Below are 19,952 nucleotides of genomic sequence, written 5' to 3'. Positions count from 1 at the left end.
GGCGGTCAGCGGCCTGGCGGTCAGCGGCCGAAGAGCCGCCGGACCCGGTCGCCGAAGCCGAGCACCGCCGCCCGGCACTCCCGCAGCGCGTCCGGGTAGGTGCGGGTGTCGGCGAGCGCGGCGCGCCAGGAACGGCCGTCGACCACGGGCAGCCGGTGCTGGAAGCCGTGGAACTTCGAGGCGAACGGGTCGACGACCACGACCCGCCGTCCCATCAGCGTCGCCCAGTAGGCGCCGTGGTACGAGTTCGTCACCACCACCTCCCCGGAGGCGAGGAAGTCCAGCGTCCCGTCGAGGTCGTCGTTCCCGTTGGTGCGCAACGGGAATTCGCCGAGATCGGCGGGGAACGGCAGCTTCTGATCGCGATGCCGGTAGGCGACGACCTCGTGGCGCGGTTCGCCCGGGGCGGCCAGCCGCGGCAGCAGCGCGCTCACGCACGGCACCCACTCGTGGCCGCCGGGGCCCTGCCGGTCGCGCAGGCCGACCAGGTCGAACCGGCCGAGGAGCTCGGGTGCGTCGATCGCGTGGTGCTCGTTGTTGTTGTGCCCGGCGCCCCAGACGACGAGCTTCGGCGGCCGCAGCGACAGCAGCAGGTCGAGCTGCCGGTCGAAGAACCCGGTGCCGAGCAGACCGCCACCGCCGTAGATGACGTGGGCGCGGCGCAACCGGTCCGCGTAGCGCGGGACGTCGTGCTCGATGTCGATGGTGGTGGCGTTGGCCAGCCACGGGAAGTGTTCGAGGTGGTCGGACGGCGGGCAGGCCATGTCGCCGATGTTGTGCGGGTCGCGGCGGTGCACGACGAAGATCTCGGGCATGTGCGGCGGTGCTCCTCGATCGCGGTTCTCGATCAGCGGCGTGGGGGAGTGGCGCAGCGGCGCCGGGCGAGCTCGGCCAGTTCGGCCAGCACCGCGGGCAGCGCCGCCGCGTCGAGGTGCTCGCGCACGGCCCGGTGGTTCGCGGCGAGCGGTTCGGCGGCCGCGGCGGGGTCGCCCAGCAGCGCCGCCACCTCGTCCACCGCGTCCGGCCCGGGTACGTGCAGGCCGAGGGCGCGGAGTTCGTCGAGCACCGGGTACGGCCCGGCCACGACGAGCCGTCGCGCCGCGGCGGCCTCCGCGACGGGCAACCCCCAGCCCTCCCAGGTGGAGGGCAGCAGCACCAGGTCGGCGGCCGCGTACATGTCCGCCTGCTCGGCGACGTGCCCGCGCACCGGTCCGGGCGCGGCGGCCAGCGCCTCCGCGACGTGCCCGGTGGCGGGGGTGTCGTCGGTGAGCCAGTAGCGCACCGGCCGGTCGAGCCGCGCGCGCAGCTCGGTCGCGATCCGGACCGCGCCGGGGATGTTCTTGTTCGCGCCCTCGACGCGTGCCGGGTGCAGCACGAGCACCTCGTCCGGTGCGACCCCGAGCCGGGCGCGGGTGCGGTCGCGGTCGCCGCTCGCGAGCCGGTCCACGTGCACGCGGTTGTGCACCACGCGCAGCGCCCCGGTCCGGTGCAGTTCGGGCCAGCGGGCGGTGAACTCGCCCGCGGTGCGCTCGTTGATCAGCACGTGCAGGTGCGCCGGGTGGTGCAGCGGCACCGCGTCGCCGTCCACCGCGCGCAGCGCGGTGCCCTGCCAAGCCGGGTCGTGGTGGCGCAGCAGCACCGGCGTGCCGGTGTCCAGCGCGTGCCGTTCCCACGCGGTGGAGGCGTCCGGCGCGCTCCACAGCGAGCCGGCGTTGTCCAGCACCAGCAGGTCGTGCTCGGTGCAGAGCCGCCGGATCACCGCGTGGTCCACCGGGGGCGGATCACCACCGGGGCGGTCCGCCCACATGCCGGTGACCTCGACGTCGCCGGGTTCCCGGTCGACGAAGTGGCCGGCGGCCCGGGTGACCCGGTGGCCGAGGGCGCGGAACCCGGCCGCCCATTTCGCGGCCTCGATGCTCACGCCGTCGAACCCGCCCAGGCGGTGCGAGACGAGGCACACCCGCATGGGGCTCCTTCCCTGGTGCTGTTCCGGTGTCGTGTTCCGATCCGGATTATTGCGAATGCGGCACGCGAGCGGTCTCGACACCGCCGCTTGCGTACAGTCCGCCGCATGCGTCTTCTGGCAACGTTGGGGAGTCTGCGTGCGGTGATCACGGTGCTGGTCGCCATCACCGCTGCGCAGATGGGGCTGGTCGCCTTCGGGAACATCACGGACTTCGGGACGAATGCGGCGTTCGTGCAGCACGTGTTCGCAATGGACACGACGTTCAATTCACCGGACACGATGTGGCGGTCGATCACGCATCCCGGATTGTCGACGACCGCGTACCTCGTGGTCATCGGCTGGGAAGTGCTGATCACGGTGGTGCTCGTCGCCGCGCTGGTCGTGTGGCTGCGCTCGCACGCGGATGCGCGGCGCGCGGAGCTGGCACGCCGGCTGGCGTCGCTGGGCTGGCTGCTGGAGGTGCTGCTGTTCGGCGGCGGTTTCATCGTGATCGGCGGTGAGTGGTTCATGATGTGGCAGTCCGAGAAGTGGAACGGGCTGCAGGCCGCCCTACAGAACCTGATCATCGCCGCCGTCGGCCTGATCCTGGTGCACCTGCCGTCGCGGGATTCCGAAGCCGCGACCTGATCCCGCGGATCGTTCCGCGCTGAAAGAAAGATCAACTGGGGGCCGGGTGATCGCGGCAGGAGGGCTGCGATCACCCCGGCTCGAAACGAGCCAATCGGTCATTCACGGCGAAAATCGCCTCTTCCGCGTCGTACCTGGGAAAATCCACCGGCGAGAACCGGTATCGGACGATTACCGTCGACCGCGTGCGAATCGTCTTCTCCAGCCTTTCCGGCCACGGCCACCTGTACCCGCTGATCCCGCTGGCGCGCGCCGCGCGTGCACACGGCCACGACGTCCTGTTCGCCACCGGCGAACCGTTCCGCGGCACGGTCGAGGAGCTCGGCCTCCGCTTCGCCGCGGTGGGCGTGCCGATCGGCGCCGGTTTCGCCGCGGCCTCGGGTGGTTCGTCGACGCGGCCGGAACCGGGTTCCGAGGAATGGCGACGGCTGGTCTCCCTCGTGTTCGGCGCCGAGCTGCCGCGCCGCTACCTGGCCGACCTGCGGCCGGTGCTCACCGAGTTCAAGCCCGATCTGGTGGTGCACGAAGCGGGCAACCACGGTGCCGGGCTGGCCGCGCGGGAAGCGGGAATTCCCGGCGTGTGCCACGGTTTCGGCCGCCAGTCCCCGGCGAGCTACGCGGGTTTCGACCCGGCGCTGCGCTCGGTGGCGGCGGACGCCGGTATCGACCTTCCCGAAGGGGACCTGCGCACCCTGGGGAATCCGTTCCTGGACATCTTCCCGGCTTCGCTGCAACCGGCGGAGCTCCTCGAATCGTTGCCGCGCTTCCCGCTGCGGCCGGTCCCGTTCGCGCCGCCCGGTGAGCTGCCGCCGGAAGCGGTGGCCGAGCGGTCGCGGCCGCTGGTGTACCTGACGCTGGGCACCGGTTTCGGCGATGCGGGAGTGCTGCGGTCCGCGATCGAGGGGCTCGCCGCGCTGGACGTGGACGTGCTGGTCGCGGCGGGCCCGAGCGTGCAGGCGGGGGCGTTGGGCGAGCTGCCGCCGAACGTCTCGGTGCACGAATGGGTGCCGCAGGCGGAGCTGTTGGAGCGGGTGGACCTGGTGGTGCACCACGGCGGCAGCGGGACGACGTTGGCCGCGTTGGGGGCCGGGTTGCCGCAGCTGTTCCTGCCGCAGGGCGCCGACCAGTTCGGCAACGCCGAGACGATCACCGCGGCCGGGGGTGGTGCGCAGCTGTTGGGCGCGGAGGTCACCGCGGAGTCGGTGCGCACGGCGGCCGCGCCGCTGCTGGGCGATTCGCCGCACCGGCTCGTCGCTCGCCGGGTGGCCGCGGAGATCGCCGAGATGCCGAGCCCGCAGCGGGTGGCGGAGCGGCTCCCCGACTTCGTCAACTGAGCCCGGGGCCCGGCCCGCGGCGTGCGAGCGGCCGCGGACTGGGCCGACACACCGGCGCCCGATGGGCCGGTTCGGCGTCGTGGTGGCTCCGTAGAATCGCCCGGTGACTTCCGCGCAGAGCAGTCCCGTCGCCGATCCTGCCGCGCCCGACGCGCTGGAGGTGCTGCACCGCGTCTTCGGCTACGACTCGTTCCGGGGCCCGCAGCAGGACATCGTCGAGCACGTCGTCGGTGGCGGCGACGCGTTGGTGCTGATGCCCACCGGCGGCGGGAAATCGCTGTGCTACCAGGTTCCGGCGCTGGTCCGCGACGGCGTCGGCATCGTCGTCTCCCCGTTGATCGCGTTGATGCAGGACCAGGTGGACGCGCTCACCGAGCTCGGGGTGCGCGCCGGGTTCCTCAACTCGACGCAGGACGCCGGGCAGCGCCGCGCGGTGGAGGCCGCGTTCCTGAACGGGGAGCTGGACCTGCTCTACCTGGCGCCGGAGCGGCTGCGCGTCGAATCCACGTTGTCCTTGCTGGACAAGGGGAACATCTCGCTGTTCGCGATCGACGAGGCGCACTGCGTGGCGCAGTGGGGCCACGACTTCCGGCCGGACTACCTGGCGCTGTCGATGCTGCACGAGCGCTGGCCGGACGTGCCGCGCATCGCGCTGACCGCGACCGCCACCGAGGCCACCCGCGGTGAGATCGCGACGCGGCTGGACCTGACGCAGGCGCGGCACTTCGTGGCGAGCTTCGACCGCCCGAACATCCAGTACCGCATCGTTGGCAAGAACGATCCGAAGCGGCAGCTGCTGAACCTGCTGCGCACCGAGCACCCCGGGGACGCGGGCATCGTCTACTGCCTGTCCCGGTCATCGGTGGAGAAGACCGCCGACTTCCTCAGCCAGAACGGTGTTCCGGCGGTGCCGTACCACGCGGGCCTCGACGCGGGGACGCGCGCGGCGCACCAGTCCAGGTTCCTGCGGGAGGACGGACTGGTGGTGGTGGCCACCATCGCGTTCGGCATGGGCATCGACAAGCCGGACGTGCGGTTCGTCGCGCACCTGGACCTGCCCAAGTCGGTGGAGGGCTACTACCAGGAGACCGGCCGGGCCGGTCGCGACGGGCTGCCCTCCACGGCGTGGCTGGCCTACGGGCTGCAGGACGTCGTCCAGCAGCGCAAGATGATCAACAACTCCGAGGGCGACGACGCGCACCGCAGGCGGCTGGGCGCGCACCTGGATTCGATGCTCGCGCTGTGCGAGACCGTGGAGTGCCGCCGGGTGCAGCTGCTGGCCTACTTCGGCCAGGACGGCGCGCCGTGCGGCAACTGCGACACCTGCCTGAACCCGCCGGAGTCCTGGGACGGCACGGTCGCCGCGCAGAAGCTCCTCTCCACGGTGTACCGGCTGCTGCACGAGCGGCGGCAGAAGTTCGGCGCGGGCCACGTCGTGGACATCCTGCTGGGCAAGCGCAACGACAAGGTCCAGCAGTTCCGGCACGACGAGCTCACCGTGTTCGGCGTGGGTGCGGACCTCAAGGAAGTGGAGTGGCGGGGCGTGGTGCGCCAGCTGCTGGCGCAGGGTCTGCTGGCGGTGGAAGGTGATTACGGCACCCTGGTGCTCACCGAGTCCAGCGGTGCGGTGCTCTCGCGGGAGCGCGAGGTGCGGTTCCGGCGCGAACCGGCGAAGGCCGCGAAGGAGCCGAAGCAGGCCAAGGCCGGCAAGGCCGAGCAGGTCGAGCTGCCCGCGGAGGCGGCGCCGCTGTTCGAACGCCTCCGCGCGTGGCGCGCGGCCACGGCGAAGGAGCAGGGCGTGCCCGCCTACGTGATCTTCCACGACGCGGTGCTGCGCCAGGTCGCGGCGCAGCGCCCGGCCACCCTGGACGAGCTGGGCGCGATCAGCGGCGTCGGCCAGAACAAGCTGGCCAAGTACGGCCAGCCCGTCCTGGACGTCCTGGAAGAGGGGTGAACGGGCGGTCCCGGTACCAACCGGCTGATTCGGGTCGCTTGATCGACCGCTCGGACCATTTCGATTCGCTGTTCCGGCGGGAAATGCGCCGTTTCCCGTGAAACCGCGAATTCGGCGAGTCGGGCGCGGCCGGCCGGATTACCCGATATTGCGGACCCGGCGCCGGTTCCCGTTCCGCAGGTACCGCCAGACGGCGGCCCAGGAATCCAGCACGGCGATGAACGCGGCGGACAGCACCAGGGCCAGCGCCCAGCGGGCCGGACCTTCCGGCGGGGCGCTGGTGAGCGCTGTGTGCATGGCCCATACCTGCACCAGGGTGAATCCGAGCGACAGCATCGCACGCAGGGCGAACTGATCCTCGGGATTCTTGCTCCTGTCGGGTGAGGCGTTGCGCAATCCGGATGTCATGATCAAGAACTCCTCCACTTTCAGTGTGCTTCGTACTAATTTCCGTGGCGCCCCTCTTTTTCTTCCTCGACGAAGCATGTCCCGATCAGTCGTCCGGCACGAGGCGTTGCCCGGTGCCACGCGGCCGGACGACCGGAAACAGGAGGTATTCGTGGCCGCACGGCGAACTCGGTTCGCGACGGAACTCCGGCGATTCCGCCAGGACGCCGGATGGTCGCTGGCGCACTTGGCCGAGCGGGTGCACTACAGCAAGGGCTACCTCAGCAAGGTCGAGAACGGTGTCCGGCGGCCGAACCCCGAACTCGCTCGCAGCTGCGACGCCGCGCTGGGGGCGGGCGGTGCGCTCGCGAGCCTGGTGCCCGCGCAGCCCAGCGCGCCGGAACCGGGACCGGTGGGGGAGGGCGACCTGTGGCTGATGGACCTCACCGGTGACGCGGGCTGGTTCCGGCTGGTGGACCGGGGCGAGGTGGCCGCGCTGGGCGTCCCCGGCGCCGAGGTGCCGTTCGCCTACGGCGGCGGGTCGCGCGGCCGGGCCGCGACCGCGCTGGACGCTCCACCGCTGGAGGTGTTCCGCAGGCAGTTCGACCTGCTGCGCGAGCTGGGGCAGACCGCCAGCCACGGCGCGGTGCTGCCGGTGCTCGCGGTGCACTCCCAGACGTTGCGCAGGCTGGCGGCGGACGCCGGGCCGAGCAGCAGCGGTGACCTGCTGGTGCTCAGCGCCCGCTACGCCGAATACGCGGGCTGGATGGCGCAGGAGTCCGGGGACGACCGGGCGGCGCTGTGGTGGACCGACCGCGCGGTGGAGTTCGCGGCGGCGGGCGGGGATCGGCACCTGGCCAGCTACGCGCTGGTGTGCCGTGGGTTGATCACGCTGTACCGGGACGACGCGCGGCAGACCATCGAGCTGTCCCGGCGGGCGCAGCAGGGCCCGGTGCCGCCGCGGATCGGCGGGCTCGCGGCGCAGCGGGAGGCGCAGGGGCACGCGCTGGCCGGCGACTACGACTCGTGCCTGCGCGCGCTGGACCGGTCCCGCGAGCTGCTGGCGCGGGCCGCGCCGGAGCACGACGTCCCGGTGCTGGGGCCGAAGTACCTCCCCGACCCCACCGCGATGATCACCGGCTGGTGCCTGCACGACCTGGGCCGGTCGAGGCGGGCGGCGGAGGTGCTGGACGGCGAGCTGGCCCGGGTTCCGGAGCAGGCGCTGCGCACCCGGGCGCGCTACGGGATGCGCCGCGCGCTGGCCTACGCCTCGGCCGGGGCGGTGGAGCACGCGTGCGCGCTCACCGGAGCGCTGCTGGCCGTGGTCGATTCGTTCGCCTCGGCCACGATCCTGTCCGACCTGCGGCGGATCTCCCGCACGCTGTCCCGCTTCCACGCGAACCGCTGCGTGCGCGAGCTGTACCCGCGGCTCACCGCGGCGCTGCACACCAGGACGAGCTGATCAGCGGAAGTCCGCACGGGTAGAGGAGATCGCCACTGTGCACGAGGTCTTCGTGAACTACCGCACCGGAGATGCGGAGATCGCGGCGGCGTTCATCGCCGCCGACCTGCGGCGCAGGTTCGGGGCGGACCGGATCTTCTTCGACGGCCTGTCGATCAAGCCGGGCCGGGTGTTCCCGCCGGAGCTGCTGGCGGGGGCGCGGCGCTGCCGGGTGCTGCTGGTGCTGATCGGCCCGCACTGGAGGACCGCGCCCGGGACGTGCGGGGGACGGGCGCTGGACGAGGCGCAGGACTGGATCCGGCGGGAGATCGTGGTGGCCGCGGGCGCGGGCGCCGTGGTGCTGCCGATGCTGGTGGGCCGCGAGGTGCCGCCGCTGGGCCCGGCGGAACTGCCGCCCGCGCTGCGCTGGCTCGCGGAGCGCCAGCACCGGCGGTTCGACCCGCGGGACGCGGCGGCGGAGCTGGATCGCCTCGCCGCCGACTTGGTGGACCTGGTCCCGGTGCTGGCGAGCGGTGCGGTGCGGCGCTCCGGCCCGGCGGGGCGGCTGCGGGTCGCCGGCTCCCGGAACGGGCTGCCCGCGGTCCGGCTGGGGAGGCGGCGCAGGATCGCGGGATGGCGCACCGCGCGTGGTGCCGAGCGGGTGCCGGACGGCCCGGTCGCCCGCGACGGGCCTCGAACGTTCCGCGACCGCGCCATCACCCTCCGTGGTAAAGCCCCGCCCCGCCTCGTCCGGGCCGCCGGGCATGGCACCCTGGTAGGGCTGAGGCCGGTGCGCACAGGGCGGGCGCGGCCGTGCAAGCGGGCCCGGGACGATCGCCGGGCGATGACCAGGAGTGGTTGAGTGTTCGACTTTATCCTCTATCCCGTGTCGGCCATTTTGTGGTTCTGGCACAGGGTTTTCGGCACCGTGCTGGGGCCGGACAACGGGTTCGCCTGGGCCTTGTCGGTGTTCTTCCTGGTGTTCACGCTCCGCGTGGTGCTGCTCAAGCCGGCGATCAGCCAGATGCGCGCCGGCCGGAAGATGGCGAAGTTCTCCCCGCAGATCCAGAAGCTGCGGGAGAAGTACAAGAACGACAAGCAGCGCATGGCGCAGGAGATGCAGAAGCTGCAGTCCGAGCACGGGGTGAACCCGATCGGTGGCTGCCTTCCCGCGTTGCTGCAGATCCCGGTGTTCCTGAGCCTGTTCCACGTGCTGCGCGGCTTCACCCCGCAGGCGCAGAGCAACTACATCTTCGACCGCGCCGGGGTCGAGTCGTTCATCAACGCCGACATCTTCGGTGCGAAGCTCGGCAACTGGCTGAGCCAGCCCGCGGCGGTCCTCGAAGCGTTCGGGACCACGCGGCTGAACATGATCGCGGTCGGCCTGCCGCTGATGGTGATCGCGTCCATCGCGACGTTCACCACCATGCGCATGTCGATGAAGCGCCAGACCGACGCCTCCATGGCCAACCCGCAGACGGCCATGATGGGCAAGTTCATGATGTACGTCGCGCCGGTCGGCACGTTGTTCTCCGGCTGGGTGCTGCCGATCGCGATCGTCCTGTACTTCATGGCGAACAACATCTGGACGCTGGGCCAGCAGCACTTCCTGAGCAACAAGATCGACCGCGAGCAGGAGCGGGAGAAGCAGAAGGAGCTGGCAGCGAAGAAGGACGCGCCGCGCCCGAAGCCGGGGCAGAAGCCCGGCCAGGTGAAGAAGGCGGAGGAGACCTCCGCGGAATCCGCTGCCGACGAGGACTCCGAGGCCTCGGCCACCGACGCTTCGGCCACCGCCGTGAACGGCGCCAAGGCCACCGCGAACTCCGGCGGCGGAGGCGGGAACCGGCGCCCGCAGCAGAAGAAGCGGCCGGGCAAGCAGGCCGCTTCGGCCAAGAAGGGCCAGAAGAAGCGGCGTTAGCCGCCGCCGGTCCTGGACGAACGAAGAGCGGGGTTCCCGAGTGGGAACCCCGCTCTCGTCGTTGCACCGGCCTCAGGCCGGGGTGGCCACCACGATCCGGTTCTCGTCGTAGCCGAGGTCACCGCCCACGTACCGGCCACCGCAGGTGACCAGCACGAGCCGGTGCTCGCCGCCCTGGCCGAACAGCTCGGCGGCGCGGGCGGGCAGTTCTTCCTTGGACAGCGTGACGATCTCGGAGACCTGGTAGCGCCACTCCGTTCCGTCGTCGTCGACGACGGTGACCAGCTGGTCCGGAGCGGAGTTCCACAGCTCCTCGAACGGCCCGACCGAGCCCTTCCAGTTCACGTGCCCGGCCAGCACCGTCGCGCCCTGCGGGGAGTCCAGCCCGGCACCCCACCACGTGGCCTCGTCGACGCCGTCCGGCACCGGGAGGGTGCCGCTGCGGTCGAGCTCCTTGCGCACCAGCTCCGCCTGGCCGCCCTGCGGCAGCCGGACGGTGCCCGGCGGTTGCCCGGCGGGGATGTGCACCGGCTGCGGCGGCAGGTCCGCGGGCTGCACCGGGGCCGGTGCGACCGAGGCCGCCCGCGGTGCCGCGGCCGGTTCCTCGCCGCGCAGCAGCGTGCTCGCCACGACGGCCACCACCGCGACGAGCGCGACCACGCCGGCCAGGACCAGCGTGATCAGGCGACGCTTCGGCGCGGTCAACGCTCACCTGCCGCCGCGAGCCGCTTGCGCCACGCCACGCCACCGGCGACCGCGGTCCCGGTGAGCGCCAGCACGCCCAGGCCCAGCAGGCCGGGGGAGACGGCGCCGTCGCCACCGGCGGCGCTCAGCTCCACCACGCCACCGCTGACGCCCGGGTCACCGGCCGGGATGAAGATCGGCACGGTGGGGGTGTTGGCCTTGTTCGTCACGGTGAGCGTCAGGGTGCCGCCGGGTTCGACGGTGCCCGTCACGGACGGCGGGTTCGCCGCGTCGAAGGCCTCTTCGTAGCCCTTCGCCGGTGCCACCTCGGTGATCATGATCTCCTGCGGCGTGCGCAGGTCCGCGATCTCGACCGTGCCCTGGTCGCCGGTGGTGACCACGGCGGGCTGCCCGTCGGGACCGACGAGCTCGGTGCCGTCCTGCTTCAGCGCGGGCCCGCCGTCGGGCAGGCTGACCCGCAGCGCGACGCCGGCGATGCCCGCCTTGCTCTCCTCGTCGATCTTGCCGACGGCGACCTTGCCGGGCGCGGTGACCGCGGTCGTGACGTCCTCGACCTTGACTTGGTCCTCCCCGCCGGTGGACACCACGCGCTGCACGCCGTCCGGGTTCTCGACGGCCTGCTGCACGTAGGGGCGTTCGGCGGGGGTGGACAGCTCCCCTTCGACCTTCGGGTTCGGCCCGGTGGGCGTCACCTTCAGGGTGAGCGGGTCGCCGTTGTCCGGTGTGGTGACGGTGCCGTCCTCGTCGAGGCCTTCGACCTCGGCGTCGGTGGCGGTGATCGTCACCGGGACGCCGGTGACGCCGGTGCCGTCCGGGTGCTCGACCGTGACGGTCCAGTCGGCGGCCTCACCGATGACCTGCTCCTGTTCGGGAGCGGTCAGCGAGGCCTCCCACGGTCCGCGGTTCTTCTCCGCGTCCGCGCGCAGCTGCTCCACGGCGTCCTTGGCGCCCTGCGGCAGCTTGCCGAGCTGGAAGTCGATGTCGTAGCCGATCTCCTGGAACGGCTTGCCCGGGTCGAGGTCGCTGGGGTCCCGGGGTGCGGACGTCCACGAGTGCAGCAGGTGCGCGAGCGCCGCCGCCTGGTCCGCGTCCTGCGTGGTGCCGTAGCGCAGCAGCAGGTACGAGATGTTCGCCGCCACGTCGTCCGGCAGCGGGTCGCCCCACTTGGTGAGCAGTTCGTCGCCCGGTTCGTACTGCTCGCCGGTGTCCGGCGCCTTCAGCGCGAACCGGACGCACCACACCTGCTTGTCGCCGACGATGTAGGAGCCGAGCCAGTCCCGGTCCCGTTCGATGCCCGCGTAGGGCTGTCCCGGTGTGGTCTCGTGGCCGATCCCTTCCTCCGGCGCGGCGATGGCCGTTCCCGTGGTCGCCAGCAGTCCGCTGCCGGCGAGCACAGCGGAACCCACCGCCGCTGTGATCAACTTCCTGAACGTGCGCATGCATGCTCCAGTCTCGGTCTGGGAGATCAGGGCGTCGGCGTGCTTGCTCTCCGGCGCGCGCCACAGCGATGTGGCGCGGACCGGGTGCGAAAGCCCCCGACACGGCACACGGACACCCGAGCCGCATCCTTCCGATCACGGAGGGTGTCCACAAGGCGCCATCCGATCTATTCGCGCCCATGACGCGCTGCGTTTTTCCCAGCCGGATTCGCCCGGTTCTCACTCGTTCGGTCGCAGCGCAACACCCGTTTCCGCGCGGACCAGGCACGCGCGGCCACCCCTGGAAAAGGTTGCGACGTTCCGTGACCGGATTTTCCCGGTTGTTCGGCCGGCGGCCGGGCGGGGAAACCGGGGGCCGAGGCGTTCGCGGGACCGGGGGTAAAGTCTGTTTTACCCGTGGGGAACCGACCGGCAGCTTCGGTCGTTGTACCGGAGACGGCGCAAAGCACGCCCAGGAGGACGAGTTGCGCACTACGAGCAACCCAGCGTTCAAGAACCTGCCGACCAACGGCGGGTACGCGAACTTCAACTACGGCCAGGGCGGCTTCGGTGCGCCCGGGCAGGCACCGGTCGCGCCGCCGCAGGCGACGCGGCCGATGACGATCGACGACGTGGTCACCAAGACGGCGATCACGCTCGCGCTGACCGTCGCGACCGGCGCGGCGACCTACATCTCCGGCTTGTACGCGCTCGCGCTGCCCGCGGCGATCATCGGTCTGGTGCTGTCGCTGGTCATCATCTTCAAGAAGAAGGTCAGCCCCGCCCTCGTGATCGCCTACGCGGCGGTCGAGGGCGTGTTCCTCGGTGGCATCAGCTACGTCATCGGCGGCGCGGTCAACAACTTCACCGGCGGCGGTGGCTCCGGGATCATCATGCAGGCCATCGCGGGCACCATGGGCGTGTTCGCGGCCATGCTCGTGGTCTACAAGACCGGTGCGGTCCGGGTCACGCCGAAGCTGACCAAGTGGATCATCGGCGCGGCGGCCGGCGTGGCCATCCTGATGCTGGTGAACCTGGTCGCCGGGTTCTTCACCGCCGGTGGTCTGGGGCTGCGCGACGGCGGCCCGATCGCCATCGTGTTCAGCCTGGTGTGCATCGGCATCGCGGCGTTCAGCTTCCTGCTGGACTTCGACGCCGCGGACAAGGCCATCAAGAGCGGGGTGGACGCCAAGTTCGCCTGGTACGTGGCCTTCGGCCTGATGACCACGCTGGTCTGGCTGTACCTGGAGATCCTGCGCCTGCTGTCGTACTTCCAGAACGACTAGCACCAGGACGAGAAAGGGCCTCCCTCCACGAGGAGAGAGGCCCTTTCCCATGCTCCAGGCCCTGTCAGCGGCGAAGCCGCTGAGCAGCCGACCACCTGATCAACCGGCACCGCCGCGGGTTCTCAGCGGGCCCCTCGCGAGGACAGCGTTTTCTCATGTGGCGGAGCCACCGGTGAAAACGATCCCGCAGCGAGGGGCCCGCTGAGGTTCCGCCACCCGCCCTCTCAGCAGAACGAGCCGAGACAGTTCAGCTCAGGCGTTCGAGGACCATGGCCATTCCTTGGCCACCACCCACGCACATCGTCTCCAGGCCGAACTGCTTGTCGTGCCACTGCAGCGAGTTGATCAGCGTGGTGGTGATGCGGGCGCCGGTCATGCCGAACGGGTGGCCCACCGCGATGGCACCGCCGTTGACGTTCACCTTCTCCAGCGGGACGCCCAGGTCCTGGTAGGACGGGATGACCTGCGCGGCGAACGCCTCGTTGATCTCCACGAGGTCGATGTCGCCGATGCCGAGCCCGGCCCGCCGCAGCGCCTGCTCGGAGGCCTCCACCGGCCCGAGGCCCATGATCTCGGGGGACAGCCCGGACACGCCGGTGGAGACGACGCGGGCGAGCGGGGTGAGGCCGAGCTGCTTGGCCTTCACGTCGCTCATGACGACGAGCGCGGCGGCGCCGTCGTTGAGCGAGCAGCAGTTGCCCGCGGTGATCCGGCCGTCGGGGCGGAACACCGGCTTGAGCCCGGAGACGGCTTCCTTGGTGACTCCGGCGCGCGGCCCGTCGTCGGTGTCGACGATGGCGCCGGACGGCGTGGTCACGGGGGTGATCTCGCGGGCCCAGAAGCCGTCGGCGATGGCCTTCTCCGCGAGGTTCTGCGAGCGGACCCCGAACTCGTCCATCTCGTCGCGGCTGATGCCCTTGGCGCGGGCCAGGTTCTCCGCGGTCTGGCCCATCGGGATGTAGACGTCGGGCACGTTCCCGAACTCGCGCGGGTCGACCCACTCGTCGGCGCCCTGCTCGGCGGTGGCCTTGGTGCGGGCTTCGGCGTCGGCGAACACGGGGTTCTGCGTGTCGTCGAGCGAGTCCGAGTTGCCCTTCGCGAACCGGGACACGGCTTCCACCCCGGCGCTGATGAACACGTCGCCCTCACCGGCCTTGATGGCGTGCAGCGCCATCCGCGTGGTCTGCAGGCTCGACGAGCAGTACCGGGTGATGGTGGTGCCGGGCAGGTGGTCGTAGCCGAGGAGCACGGAGACGACTCGGCCCATGTTGAAGCCCTGCTCGCCGCCGGGGAGGCCGCAGCCGAGCATCAGGTCGTCGATCTCGGCCGGGTCGAGCTCGGGCACCTTGTCCAGCGCGGCGCGCACCAGCTGCGCGGCGAGGTCGTCGGGGCGAACGTCGACCAGCGAGCCCTTGCCTGCGCGGCCGATGGGCGAGCGCGCGGCGGACACGATCACTGCTTCGGGCATGCGGGAACTCCTTCGTTCGCCTACGGGTCGCGGCGCCGACCGCGAGGTCGACTTCTCGCGCCACTGTAAGACCGGCACCGGCCGGGACGTGCTGAGACGACCGTCACCAGCACCCCGGTGGGGACGCCGTCGTCGGGCGGGTCAGCTGCTGCGGTGGCGGCCGAAGCGCTGGTTGAGGCGGGCGACGACGCGGCTGGTGGGGCGTCTGGCTTCGGCGGCGGAGGACCGGACCGGCGGCTGCGGCACCGGCGGCCCGTGCCATTCGCCGATCGCGGAGCACAGCGCGGGCAGCAGGAGTCCGGCGGCGGCCTCGTACCCGGCGGCGGAGGGGTGGAACCGGTCGGGGCTGAACAGCTCCTGGGGGTGGGTGAGGAATTCGGGGGAGAGCAGGTCGGCGAGCGGCACCGCGTATCCGCCCGCTTCTTCGACGGCGCGCCGCTGCGCGCGGCCGAGCGCGAGGCTCCAGGAGGAGGCCACGGACCGCAGCGGCTGCGGGATGGGCCGGATCGCCCCCAGATCCGGGCAGGTGCCGACGACCACGCCGACGCCCGCGTCGCGCAGCTCGCCGACCGCGTCGCCGAGCAGCGCGGCGCAGTCGGCGACCGATTGCCGGGCGGTCACGTCGTTCGCGCCGATGATGATCAGGGCGAGCCGGGGCGGCACCACGAGGGCGGCCTCGACCTGCGCGGCCAGGTCGCGGGAGGTGGAGCCGACGATCGCGTACGTGGTGAGCTCGACGGGGTTCTCCAGCTCGGCGGCGACGCCGCGGGCGATGCGCACCCCGGGCAGTTCGTTCGGGGCGTCCACGCCGAGGCCGGCGGCCGAGGAGTCGCCGAGCACGGCGAACAGGACCGGGGCTTCCCCGGTGGGGGAGGCCGCGACGGGCCCGGTGCCGTCGGGCAGGTGCACGCCGTCGGCGCGGAACGGCACGCCGGTGGGTTCGCCGATGGCGCGCCGCGCGTACCAGGACTGCCCGTTGAGCAGGCCGTACGCGGCGCCGGACACGCCGCCGACGGCTCCCGCCGCCACCAGTGCCAGCCGCAGCATCCGCGTCCCGACCATGACCGCTCCTCCTCGCGCCACGCCGACGCTCCGCGAATTCTCGTCCTGTACATGAATACGCCCTCAGCCGGGAAAACGTTCCCGCCGGGTCGGGCGAGCCGGGCGGCGCGCCCGGGGACCACCCGTGCGCCACGGGCCGCGAAACGTCCGCTTAGGCTCAGCCGCACAACGTCGCGGAGAGCGAAAGGGACTCGCTGTGGACTACGTCGAGCACGTGATCGACCTCGTCGGGAACACCCCGCTGGTGCGGTTGAACTCGCTGGCGGGATCGGCCTCGACGCCGGTGCTGGCGAAGGTGGAGTACCTCAACCCCGGCGGTAGCGTGAAGGACCGCATCGCGCTGCGCATGGTGGAGGCGGCGGAGGAGTCCGGCGAGCTGAAGCCGGGCGGCACCATCGTCGAGCCGACCTCCGGCAACACCGGCGTGGGCCTGGCGATGGTGGCGCAGCGCAAGGGCTACCGCTGCGTGTTCGTCTGCCCGGACAAGGTCAGCGAGGACAAGCGGGCCGTGCTGGAGGCCTACGGCGCCGAGGTCGTGGTGTGCCCGACCGCGGTGCCGCCGGAGCACGCCGAGTCCTACTACAGCGTCTCGGACCGGCTGGTCACCGAGATCGACGGCGCCTGGAAGCCGAACCAGTACGCCAACCCCGCGAACCCGGAGTCGCACTACCTGAGCACCGGCCCGGAGATCTGGCGGCAGACCGAAGGCCGGATCACGCACTTCGTGGCGGGCATCGGCACCGGCGGCACCATCTCCGGCATCGGCCGGTACCTCAAGGAGGTCTCCGGCGGCAAGGTCAAGATCATCGGGGCGGACCCGGAGGGTTCCGTGTACTCCGGGGGCGGCGGACGTCCGTACCTGGTGGAGGGCGTCGGCGAGGACTTCTGGCCGGAGACCTACGACCGGGACATCTGCGACGAGATCGTGCCGGTCTCGGACGCCGACTCGTTCACCATGACCCGCTCCCTCGCCCGGGAGGAGGCGCTGCTCGTCGGCGGTTCCTGCGGGATGGCGGCCGCCGCGGCGCTGCGCGTGGCCGAGCACACCGGGCCGGACGACGTGATCGTGGTGCTGCTGCCCGACGGCGGACGCGGCTACCTGGGCAAGGTCTTCAACGACTCGTGGATGGCGAAGTACGGCTTCCTGTCCCCGGACCACGCGGGCGGCGCCATCAAGGACGTGCTGCTGCGCAAGGACGGCACCCTCCCCGAACTCGTCCACGTCCACCCGAACGAGACGGTCGCGGAGGCGGTGGCGATCCTGCGCGAGTTCGGCGTCTCCCAGATGCCGGTCGTCAACGCGGAACCGCCGGTGATGGTCGCCGAGATCGCCGGGGCGGTGAACGAGCGCGACCTGCTGGACGCCCTGTTCGCCGGGCGCGCCCAGCTCGCCGACCGGATCGAACAGCACATGTCCCCGCCGCTGCCCACCATCGGTGCAGGTGAGGAGGTCAGCGCGGCGATGTCGGCGCTGACCGACGCGGACGGGGCGATGGTGCTCATCGGCGGCAAACCGGCCGGTGTCGTCACGCGCCAAGACGTCCTCGCGTTCATCGCCGGGCGTTGACTTCTGGTCACGAACGGCCGCTACGCTGCGACACATCGGATAGCGTGTGCACGATCAACACGCTCCGCAGAACCACGTTCCACGCCCAAGGGGGTCAGGAAACCCGATGAGCTCTCCGCAGCCGCCGGACGGCGGTCAGCAGGGACAGCAACCGCAGGGATCGGACTCGGAGGCGGACGCCCCCGAATCGAAGATCGGCGCCCAGCTGGACCCGCAGACCCCGGCCACCGACCAGTCCTCCGGCGCGGACGCCACTCAGGTCGTCCGCCCCGCGCAGATGGAACAGGCCGCGGACCAGCCGTCCGCGGACGCCACCCAGGTGGTGCGCCCGCAGCAGCAGCCCGGTGGGGACTCCACCCAGGTCGTGCCGCCGTCGATGCAGCCCGCGCAGCCGATGTACGAGCAGCCGGGACTCGCCGGGCAGGGCGGTGAGGCCGCCACGCAGATGGTGCCGCCGTCGGCGCAGCCCGCGCAGCCGATGTACAGCCAGCCGGGCACGCAGAGCCAGCCCGGCGGCTTCCCGCAGCAGCCCCCGCAGGCCGGTACTCCCGGTGGCGGGTTCCCGGCACCGCAGGCCGGTTTCGGCGCACCGCCGCCGCAGGCCGGGCCGGGTCCGTACGGGCAGCAGGGTGTGGACGGGACGATGGCGAAGGTCGCCGGTGGGGTCGCCGCGGGACTCGGCGGGCTCTGCACCCTGCTCGGGCTCATCGGCTTCATCGGCGTCCTGTCGGCCATCTCCCTGATCGGTTTCGGCCTGCCCAGCTTCCTCGCCCTCATCCAGCTGCTGGCGTCGATCGCGATGCTGGTCGGCGGGATCTTCCTGCTGATGCGCAAGCAGCACGGCCCGTACGTGACCGTGGGCGGCGCCGGGGTCATGGCGCTGGTGCTGCTGATCACCGGCATCGCGACCGCCCCCACCGTGCCGCTGCTGATCGGTTACATCGTCGGTGCGCTCATCGCGGCCGGTGTCGGCGTCCTCGCGATGCTGCCCGCGACGCGCGAGTGGATCGCCGCCGGTCCCGATGCGCAGGGCGTCCCGCAGGCCGGTTTCGCCGGGCAGCCCTACGCGGCCCAGCCGCAGTTCGGCCAGCCCGGGCAGCCGCAGCCGGGCCAGCCGCCGTTCGGCCAGCCGAACCCCTACGGCCAGCCGGGCCAGCAGTTCGGGCAGCCGAACCCGTACGGCCAGCCGGGCCAGCCGCAGCCGGGCCAGCCGTATGGCCAGCCCCAGTACGGCCAGCAGCCCTACGGCCAGCCCCAGCCCGGCCAGCCGCCGTACGGCCAGCCGCCGCAGTACGGCCAGCAGCCTTACGGCCAGCCGCAGCCGGGACAGCCCCCGTACGGACAGCCCCCGCAGTACGGGCAGCAGCCCGGTGGATACCCGCAGCAGCCGGGGCAGCAGCCCCCGCAGTGGTGATCCGCTGATCCAGCCGCGACGGCCCACGACCCCTCCGGTCGTGGGCCGTCGTCGTGCTCGGGAACAGGTGGGACGGCCACCTGCCGAACGGCGGATGTCCGTGTGGTCCGTACGCTGCCATCCATGAGTGATGGCTTCGCCACCCGCGCGATTCACGCGGGACAGCAACCCGATCCGACGACCGGATCGGTGATCGTGCCCATCCACGCGACCTCGACGTACGCGCAGGACGGCGTCGGCGGGATGCGCGCCGGGTACGAGTACTCGCGCACCGGCAATCCCACCCGCACCGCGCTGGAGCAGTGCCTCGCGGAGCTGGAGGGCGCCAAGCACGGCAGGGCGTTCTCCTCGGGGATGGCGGCCACGGACGCGGTGCTGCGCGGCTCGCTGCGCCCCGGCGACCACGTGATCATCCCGGACGACGCCTACGGCGGCACGTTCCGGCTGATCGACAAGGTGCTCACCGAGTGGGGCGTGCAGTACACGCCGGTCCCGGTGTCCGACGTCGACGCGGTGCGCGCCGCGGTGCGGCCGGAGACGAAGGTGCTGTGGGTCGAGACGCCCACGAACCCGCTGCTGACCATCGCCGACATCGCCGCGCTGGCCCAGGTCGCGCGGGACGCGGGGATCCGGCTCGTGGTGGACAACACCTTCGCGTCGCCGTACCTGCAGCGCCCGCTGGAGCTGGGGGCGGACGTGGTGGTGCACTCGACCACCAAGTACCTCGGCGGCCACTCCGACGTGGTCGGCGGCGCAGTGCTCACCTCGGACGACGAGCTGGCGAGCTCGGTGGCGTTCCTGCAGAACACCGCCGGTGCCGTGCCGGGCCCGTTCGACGCGTGGCTGACGCTGCGCGGGGTGAAGACCCTGGCGGCCCGGATGGACCGGCACAGCGCGAACGCCGGGCGCATCGCCGCCGCGCTGCGCGAGCACCCCAAGGTCGCGAAGGTCTACTACCCGGGCCTGCCCGAGCACCCCGGCCACGAGGTCGCGGCCAAGCAGATGCACGGCTTCGGCGGCATGATCTCGTTCACCCACGTGGACGGGGAGCAGGCCGCGCTGGACGTGTGCGCGAAGACCCGGCTGTTCACCCTCGCCGAGTCGCTCGGCGGCGTCGAGTCGCTGATCGAGCACCCCGGCAAGATGACGCACGCGAGCACCGCCGGCTCGGCCCTGCAGGTGCCTGCGGAGCTGGTCCGGCTGTCCGTCGGCATCGAGGACCCGGACGACCTGGTAGAAGACCTCCTAGCCGCCCTCTGAGGCCTTGATGCGGCCCCCTTCTGTTGTAAGGGGGTTGGGGGGGCGGAACCTCAGCGGGATTCTCGCGGCGCAGCCAGGATGCGCTCGGCAGCCACTTCGGCGCGGACACGGCCCGGCAGCTGGACGCGCTCATCGAAGGGCTCAC

At 71.9% G+C, this 19,952-nt stretch carries 17 protein-coding genes; 10 read left to right on the top strand and 7 right to left on the bottom strand.

What is annotated here, in order from left to right; genetic code table 11:
- Positions 1-20: 20 nt before the first annotated feature.
- Both ABZ805_RS19230 and ABZ805_RS19225 read right to left on the bottom strand, forming a co-directional pair.
- Complete coding sequence (locus ABZ805_RS19230) at positions 21-815, bottom strand: polysaccharide pyruvyl transferase family protein (RefSeq protein ID WP_358441873.1); 795 nt, start codon at positions 813-815, stop codon at positions 21-23.
- A gap of 32 nt (positions 816-847) precedes the next feature.
- Complete coding sequence (locus ABZ805_RS19225; protein WP_358441870.1) at positions 848-1,966, bottom strand: glycosyltransferase; 1,119 nt, start codon at positions 1,964-1,966, stop codon at positions 848-850.
- Between the two features lie 105 nt (positions 1,967-2,071).
- On the opposite strand from ABZ805_RS19225, the gene ABZ805_RS19220 reads away from it, so the two are divergent.
- The 3 genes from ABZ805_RS19220 to recQ all read left to right on the top strand — a co-directional run bounded on the left by ABZ805_RS19220 (position 2,072) and on the right by recQ (position 5,881).
- Positions 2,072-2,593 carry a DUF2165 domain-containing protein gene (locus tag ABZ805_RS19220; protein ID WP_358441867.1) on the top strand — a complete coding sequence of 174 codons (522 nt, stop codon included), beginning with the start codon at positions 2,072-2,074 and terminating at the stop codon, positions 2,591-2,593.
- A 185-nt stretch (positions 2,594-2,778) separates the two neighbouring features.
- Entirely contained in the window at positions 2,779-3,927 is a 1,149-nt protein-coding gene (locus tag ABZ805_RS19215; protein ID WP_358441864.1) for a glycosyltransferase, read from the top strand.
- Between the two features lie 103 nt (positions 3,928-4,030).
- On the top strand, positions 4,031-5,881 hold the full coding sequence (gene recQ / locus ABZ805_RS19210) for a DNA helicase RecQ (RefSeq protein ID WP_358441861.1): 1,851 nt from the start codon (positions 4,031-4,033) through the stop codon (positions 5,879-5,881).
- Positions 5,882-6,019: 138 nt separating this feature from the next.
- Here recQ and ABZ805_RS19205 read toward each other — a convergent pair whose 3' ends face one another.
- Complete coding sequence (locus ABZ805_RS19205; protein ID WP_358441859.1) at positions 6,020-6,289, bottom strand: MHYT domain-containing protein; 270 nt, start codon at positions 6,287-6,289, stop codon at positions 6,020-6,022.
- A gap of 151 nt (positions 6,290-6,440) precedes the next feature.
- Between ABZ805_RS19205 and ABZ805_RS19200 the strand changes: the two genes are divergently transcribed.
- From ABZ805_RS19200 to yidC, 3 genes are read left to right on the top strand one after another with little or no spacing between them, the layout of a single operon-like run.
- Positions 6,441-7,730 (top strand): helix-turn-helix transcriptional regulator, encoded by a 1,290-nt coding sequence (locus tag ABZ805_RS19200; RefSeq protein WP_358441857.1) that lies wholly within the window; start codon positions 6,441-6,443, stop codon positions 7,728-7,730.
- A 37-nt stretch (positions 7,731-7,767) separates the two neighbouring features.
- Positions 7,768-8,571: a TIR domain-containing protein gene (locus ABZ805_RS19195; RefSeq protein WP_358441855.1), complete on the top strand. Its 804-nt coding sequence runs from the start codon at positions 7,768-7,770 to the stop codon at positions 8,569-8,571.
- Positions 8,572-9,627, top strand: a complete 1,056-nt coding sequence (gene yidC / locus ABZ805_RS19190) for a membrane protein insertase YidC (protein WP_358441852.1) — start codon at positions 8,572-8,574, stop codon at positions 9,625-9,627.
- Between the two features lie 72 nt (positions 9,628-9,699).
- Here the strand turns inward: yidC and ABZ805_RS19185 are convergent, their stop codons facing one another.
- Both ABZ805_RS19185 and ABZ805_RS19180 read right to left on the bottom strand, forming a co-directional pair.
- Positions 9,700-10,332, bottom strand: a complete 633-nt coding sequence (locus tag ABZ805_RS19185) for a class F sortase (RefSeq protein WP_358441850.1) — start codon at positions 10,330-10,332, stop codon at positions 9,700-9,702.
- A complete protein-coding gene (locus tag ABZ805_RS19180) occupies positions 10,329-11,738 on the bottom strand; it encodes a hypothetical protein (RefSeq protein ID WP_358441847.1) in 1,410 nt (469 codons plus the stop codon). The genes ABZ805_RS19185 and ABZ805_RS19180 overlap by 4 nt, the downstream gene beginning before the upstream one ends.
- 497 nt (positions 11,739-12,235) lie before the next feature.
- Between ABZ805_RS19180 and ABZ805_RS19175 the strand changes: the two genes are divergently transcribed.
- Positions 12,236-13,036, top strand: a complete 801-nt coding sequence (locus ABZ805_RS19175) for a Bax inhibitor-1/YccA family protein (RefSeq protein WP_358441844.1) — start codon at positions 12,236-12,238, stop codon at positions 13,034-13,036.
- Between the two features lie 247 nt (positions 13,037-13,283).
- Here ABZ805_RS19175 and ABZ805_RS19170 read toward each other — a convergent pair whose 3' ends face one another.
- The gene (locus tag ABZ805_RS19170) at positions 13,284-14,504 is read right to left on the bottom strand and encodes an acetyl-CoA C-acetyltransferase (protein WP_358441842.1); all 1,221 of its coding nucleotides are present in this window, start codon (positions 14,502-14,504) and stop codon (positions 13,284-13,286) included.
- A 141-nt stretch (positions 14,505-14,645) separates the two neighbouring features.
- Positions 14,646-15,566, bottom strand: coding sequence for an SGNH/GDSL hydrolase family protein (locus tag ABZ805_RS19165; RefSeq protein WP_358441839.1), 921 nt, complete (start codon positions 15,564-15,566; stop codon positions 14,646-14,648).
- 196 nt (positions 15,567-15,762) lie between these two features.
- On the opposite strand from ABZ805_RS19165, the gene ABZ805_RS19160 reads away from it, so the two are divergent.
- From ABZ805_RS19160 to ABZ805_RS19150, 3 genes are all read left to right on the top strand, one after another.
- Positions 15,763-17,133, top strand: coding sequence for a cystathionine beta-synthase (locus ABZ805_RS19160; RefSeq protein WP_358441836.1), 1,371 nt, complete (start codon positions 15,763-15,765; stop codon positions 17,131-17,133).
- A gap of 106 nt (positions 17,134-17,239) precedes the next feature.
- Positions 17,240-18,547, top strand: a complete 1,308-nt coding sequence (locus tag ABZ805_RS19155; RefSeq protein WP_358441833.1) for a hypothetical protein — start codon at positions 17,240-17,242, stop codon at positions 18,545-18,547.
- A 123-nt stretch (positions 18,548-18,670) separates the two neighbouring features.
- Positions 18,671-19,807 (top strand): cystathionine gamma-synthase, encoded by a 1,137-nt coding sequence (locus tag ABZ805_RS19150; RefSeq protein ID WP_358441830.1) that lies wholly within the window; start codon positions 18,671-18,673, stop codon positions 19,805-19,807.
- Positions 19,808-19,952: the final 145 nt, after the last annotated feature.

Source organism: Saccharopolyspora sp. NPDC047091 (assembly GCF_040643635.1).
Taxonomy (GTDB): Bacteria; Actinomycetota; Actinomycetes; order Mycobacteriales; family Pseudonocardiaceae; genus Saccharopolyspora_C.
The sequence above is the reverse complement of the archived record's forward strand: the minus strand, read 5'-3'. Positions and strand labels throughout refer to the sequence as shown.

Excerpts from the sequence above, each read along its gene's own strand:
- ABZ805_RS19230 (WP_358441873.1), bottom strand. The coding sequence starts at position 815 with ATGCCCGAGATCTTCGTCGTGCACCGCCGCGACCCGCACAACATCGGC.
- ABZ805_RS19225 (WP_358441870.1), bottom strand. The coding sequence starts at position 1,966 with ATGCGGGTGTGCCTCGTCTCGCACCGCCTGGGCGGGTTCGACGGCGTG.
- ABZ805_RS19220 (WP_358441867.1), top strand. The coding sequence starts at position 2,072 with ATGCGTCTTCTGGCAACGTTGGGGAGTCTGCGTGCGGTGATCACGGTG.
- ABZ805_RS19205 (WP_358441859.1), bottom strand. The coding sequence starts at position 6,289 with ATGACATCCGGATTGCGCAACGCCTCACCCGACAGGAGCAAGAATCCC.
- ABZ805_RS19170 (WP_358441842.1), bottom strand. The coding sequence starts at position 14,504 with ATGCCCGAAGCAGTGATCGTGTCCGCCGCGCGCTCGCCCATCGGCCGC.
- ABZ805_RS19165 (WP_358441839.1), bottom strand. The coding sequence starts at position 15,566 with ATGGTCGGGACGCGGATGCTGCGGCTGGCACTGGTGGCGGCGGGAGCC.
- ABZ805_RS19155 (WP_358441833.1), top strand. The coding sequence starts at position 17,240 with ATGAGCTCTCCGCAGCCGCCGGACGGCGGTCAGCAGGGACAGCAACCG.
- ABZ805_RS19150 (WP_358441830.1), top strand. The coding sequence starts at position 18,671 with ATGAGTGATGGCTTCGCCACCCGCGCGATTCACGCGGGACAGCAACCC.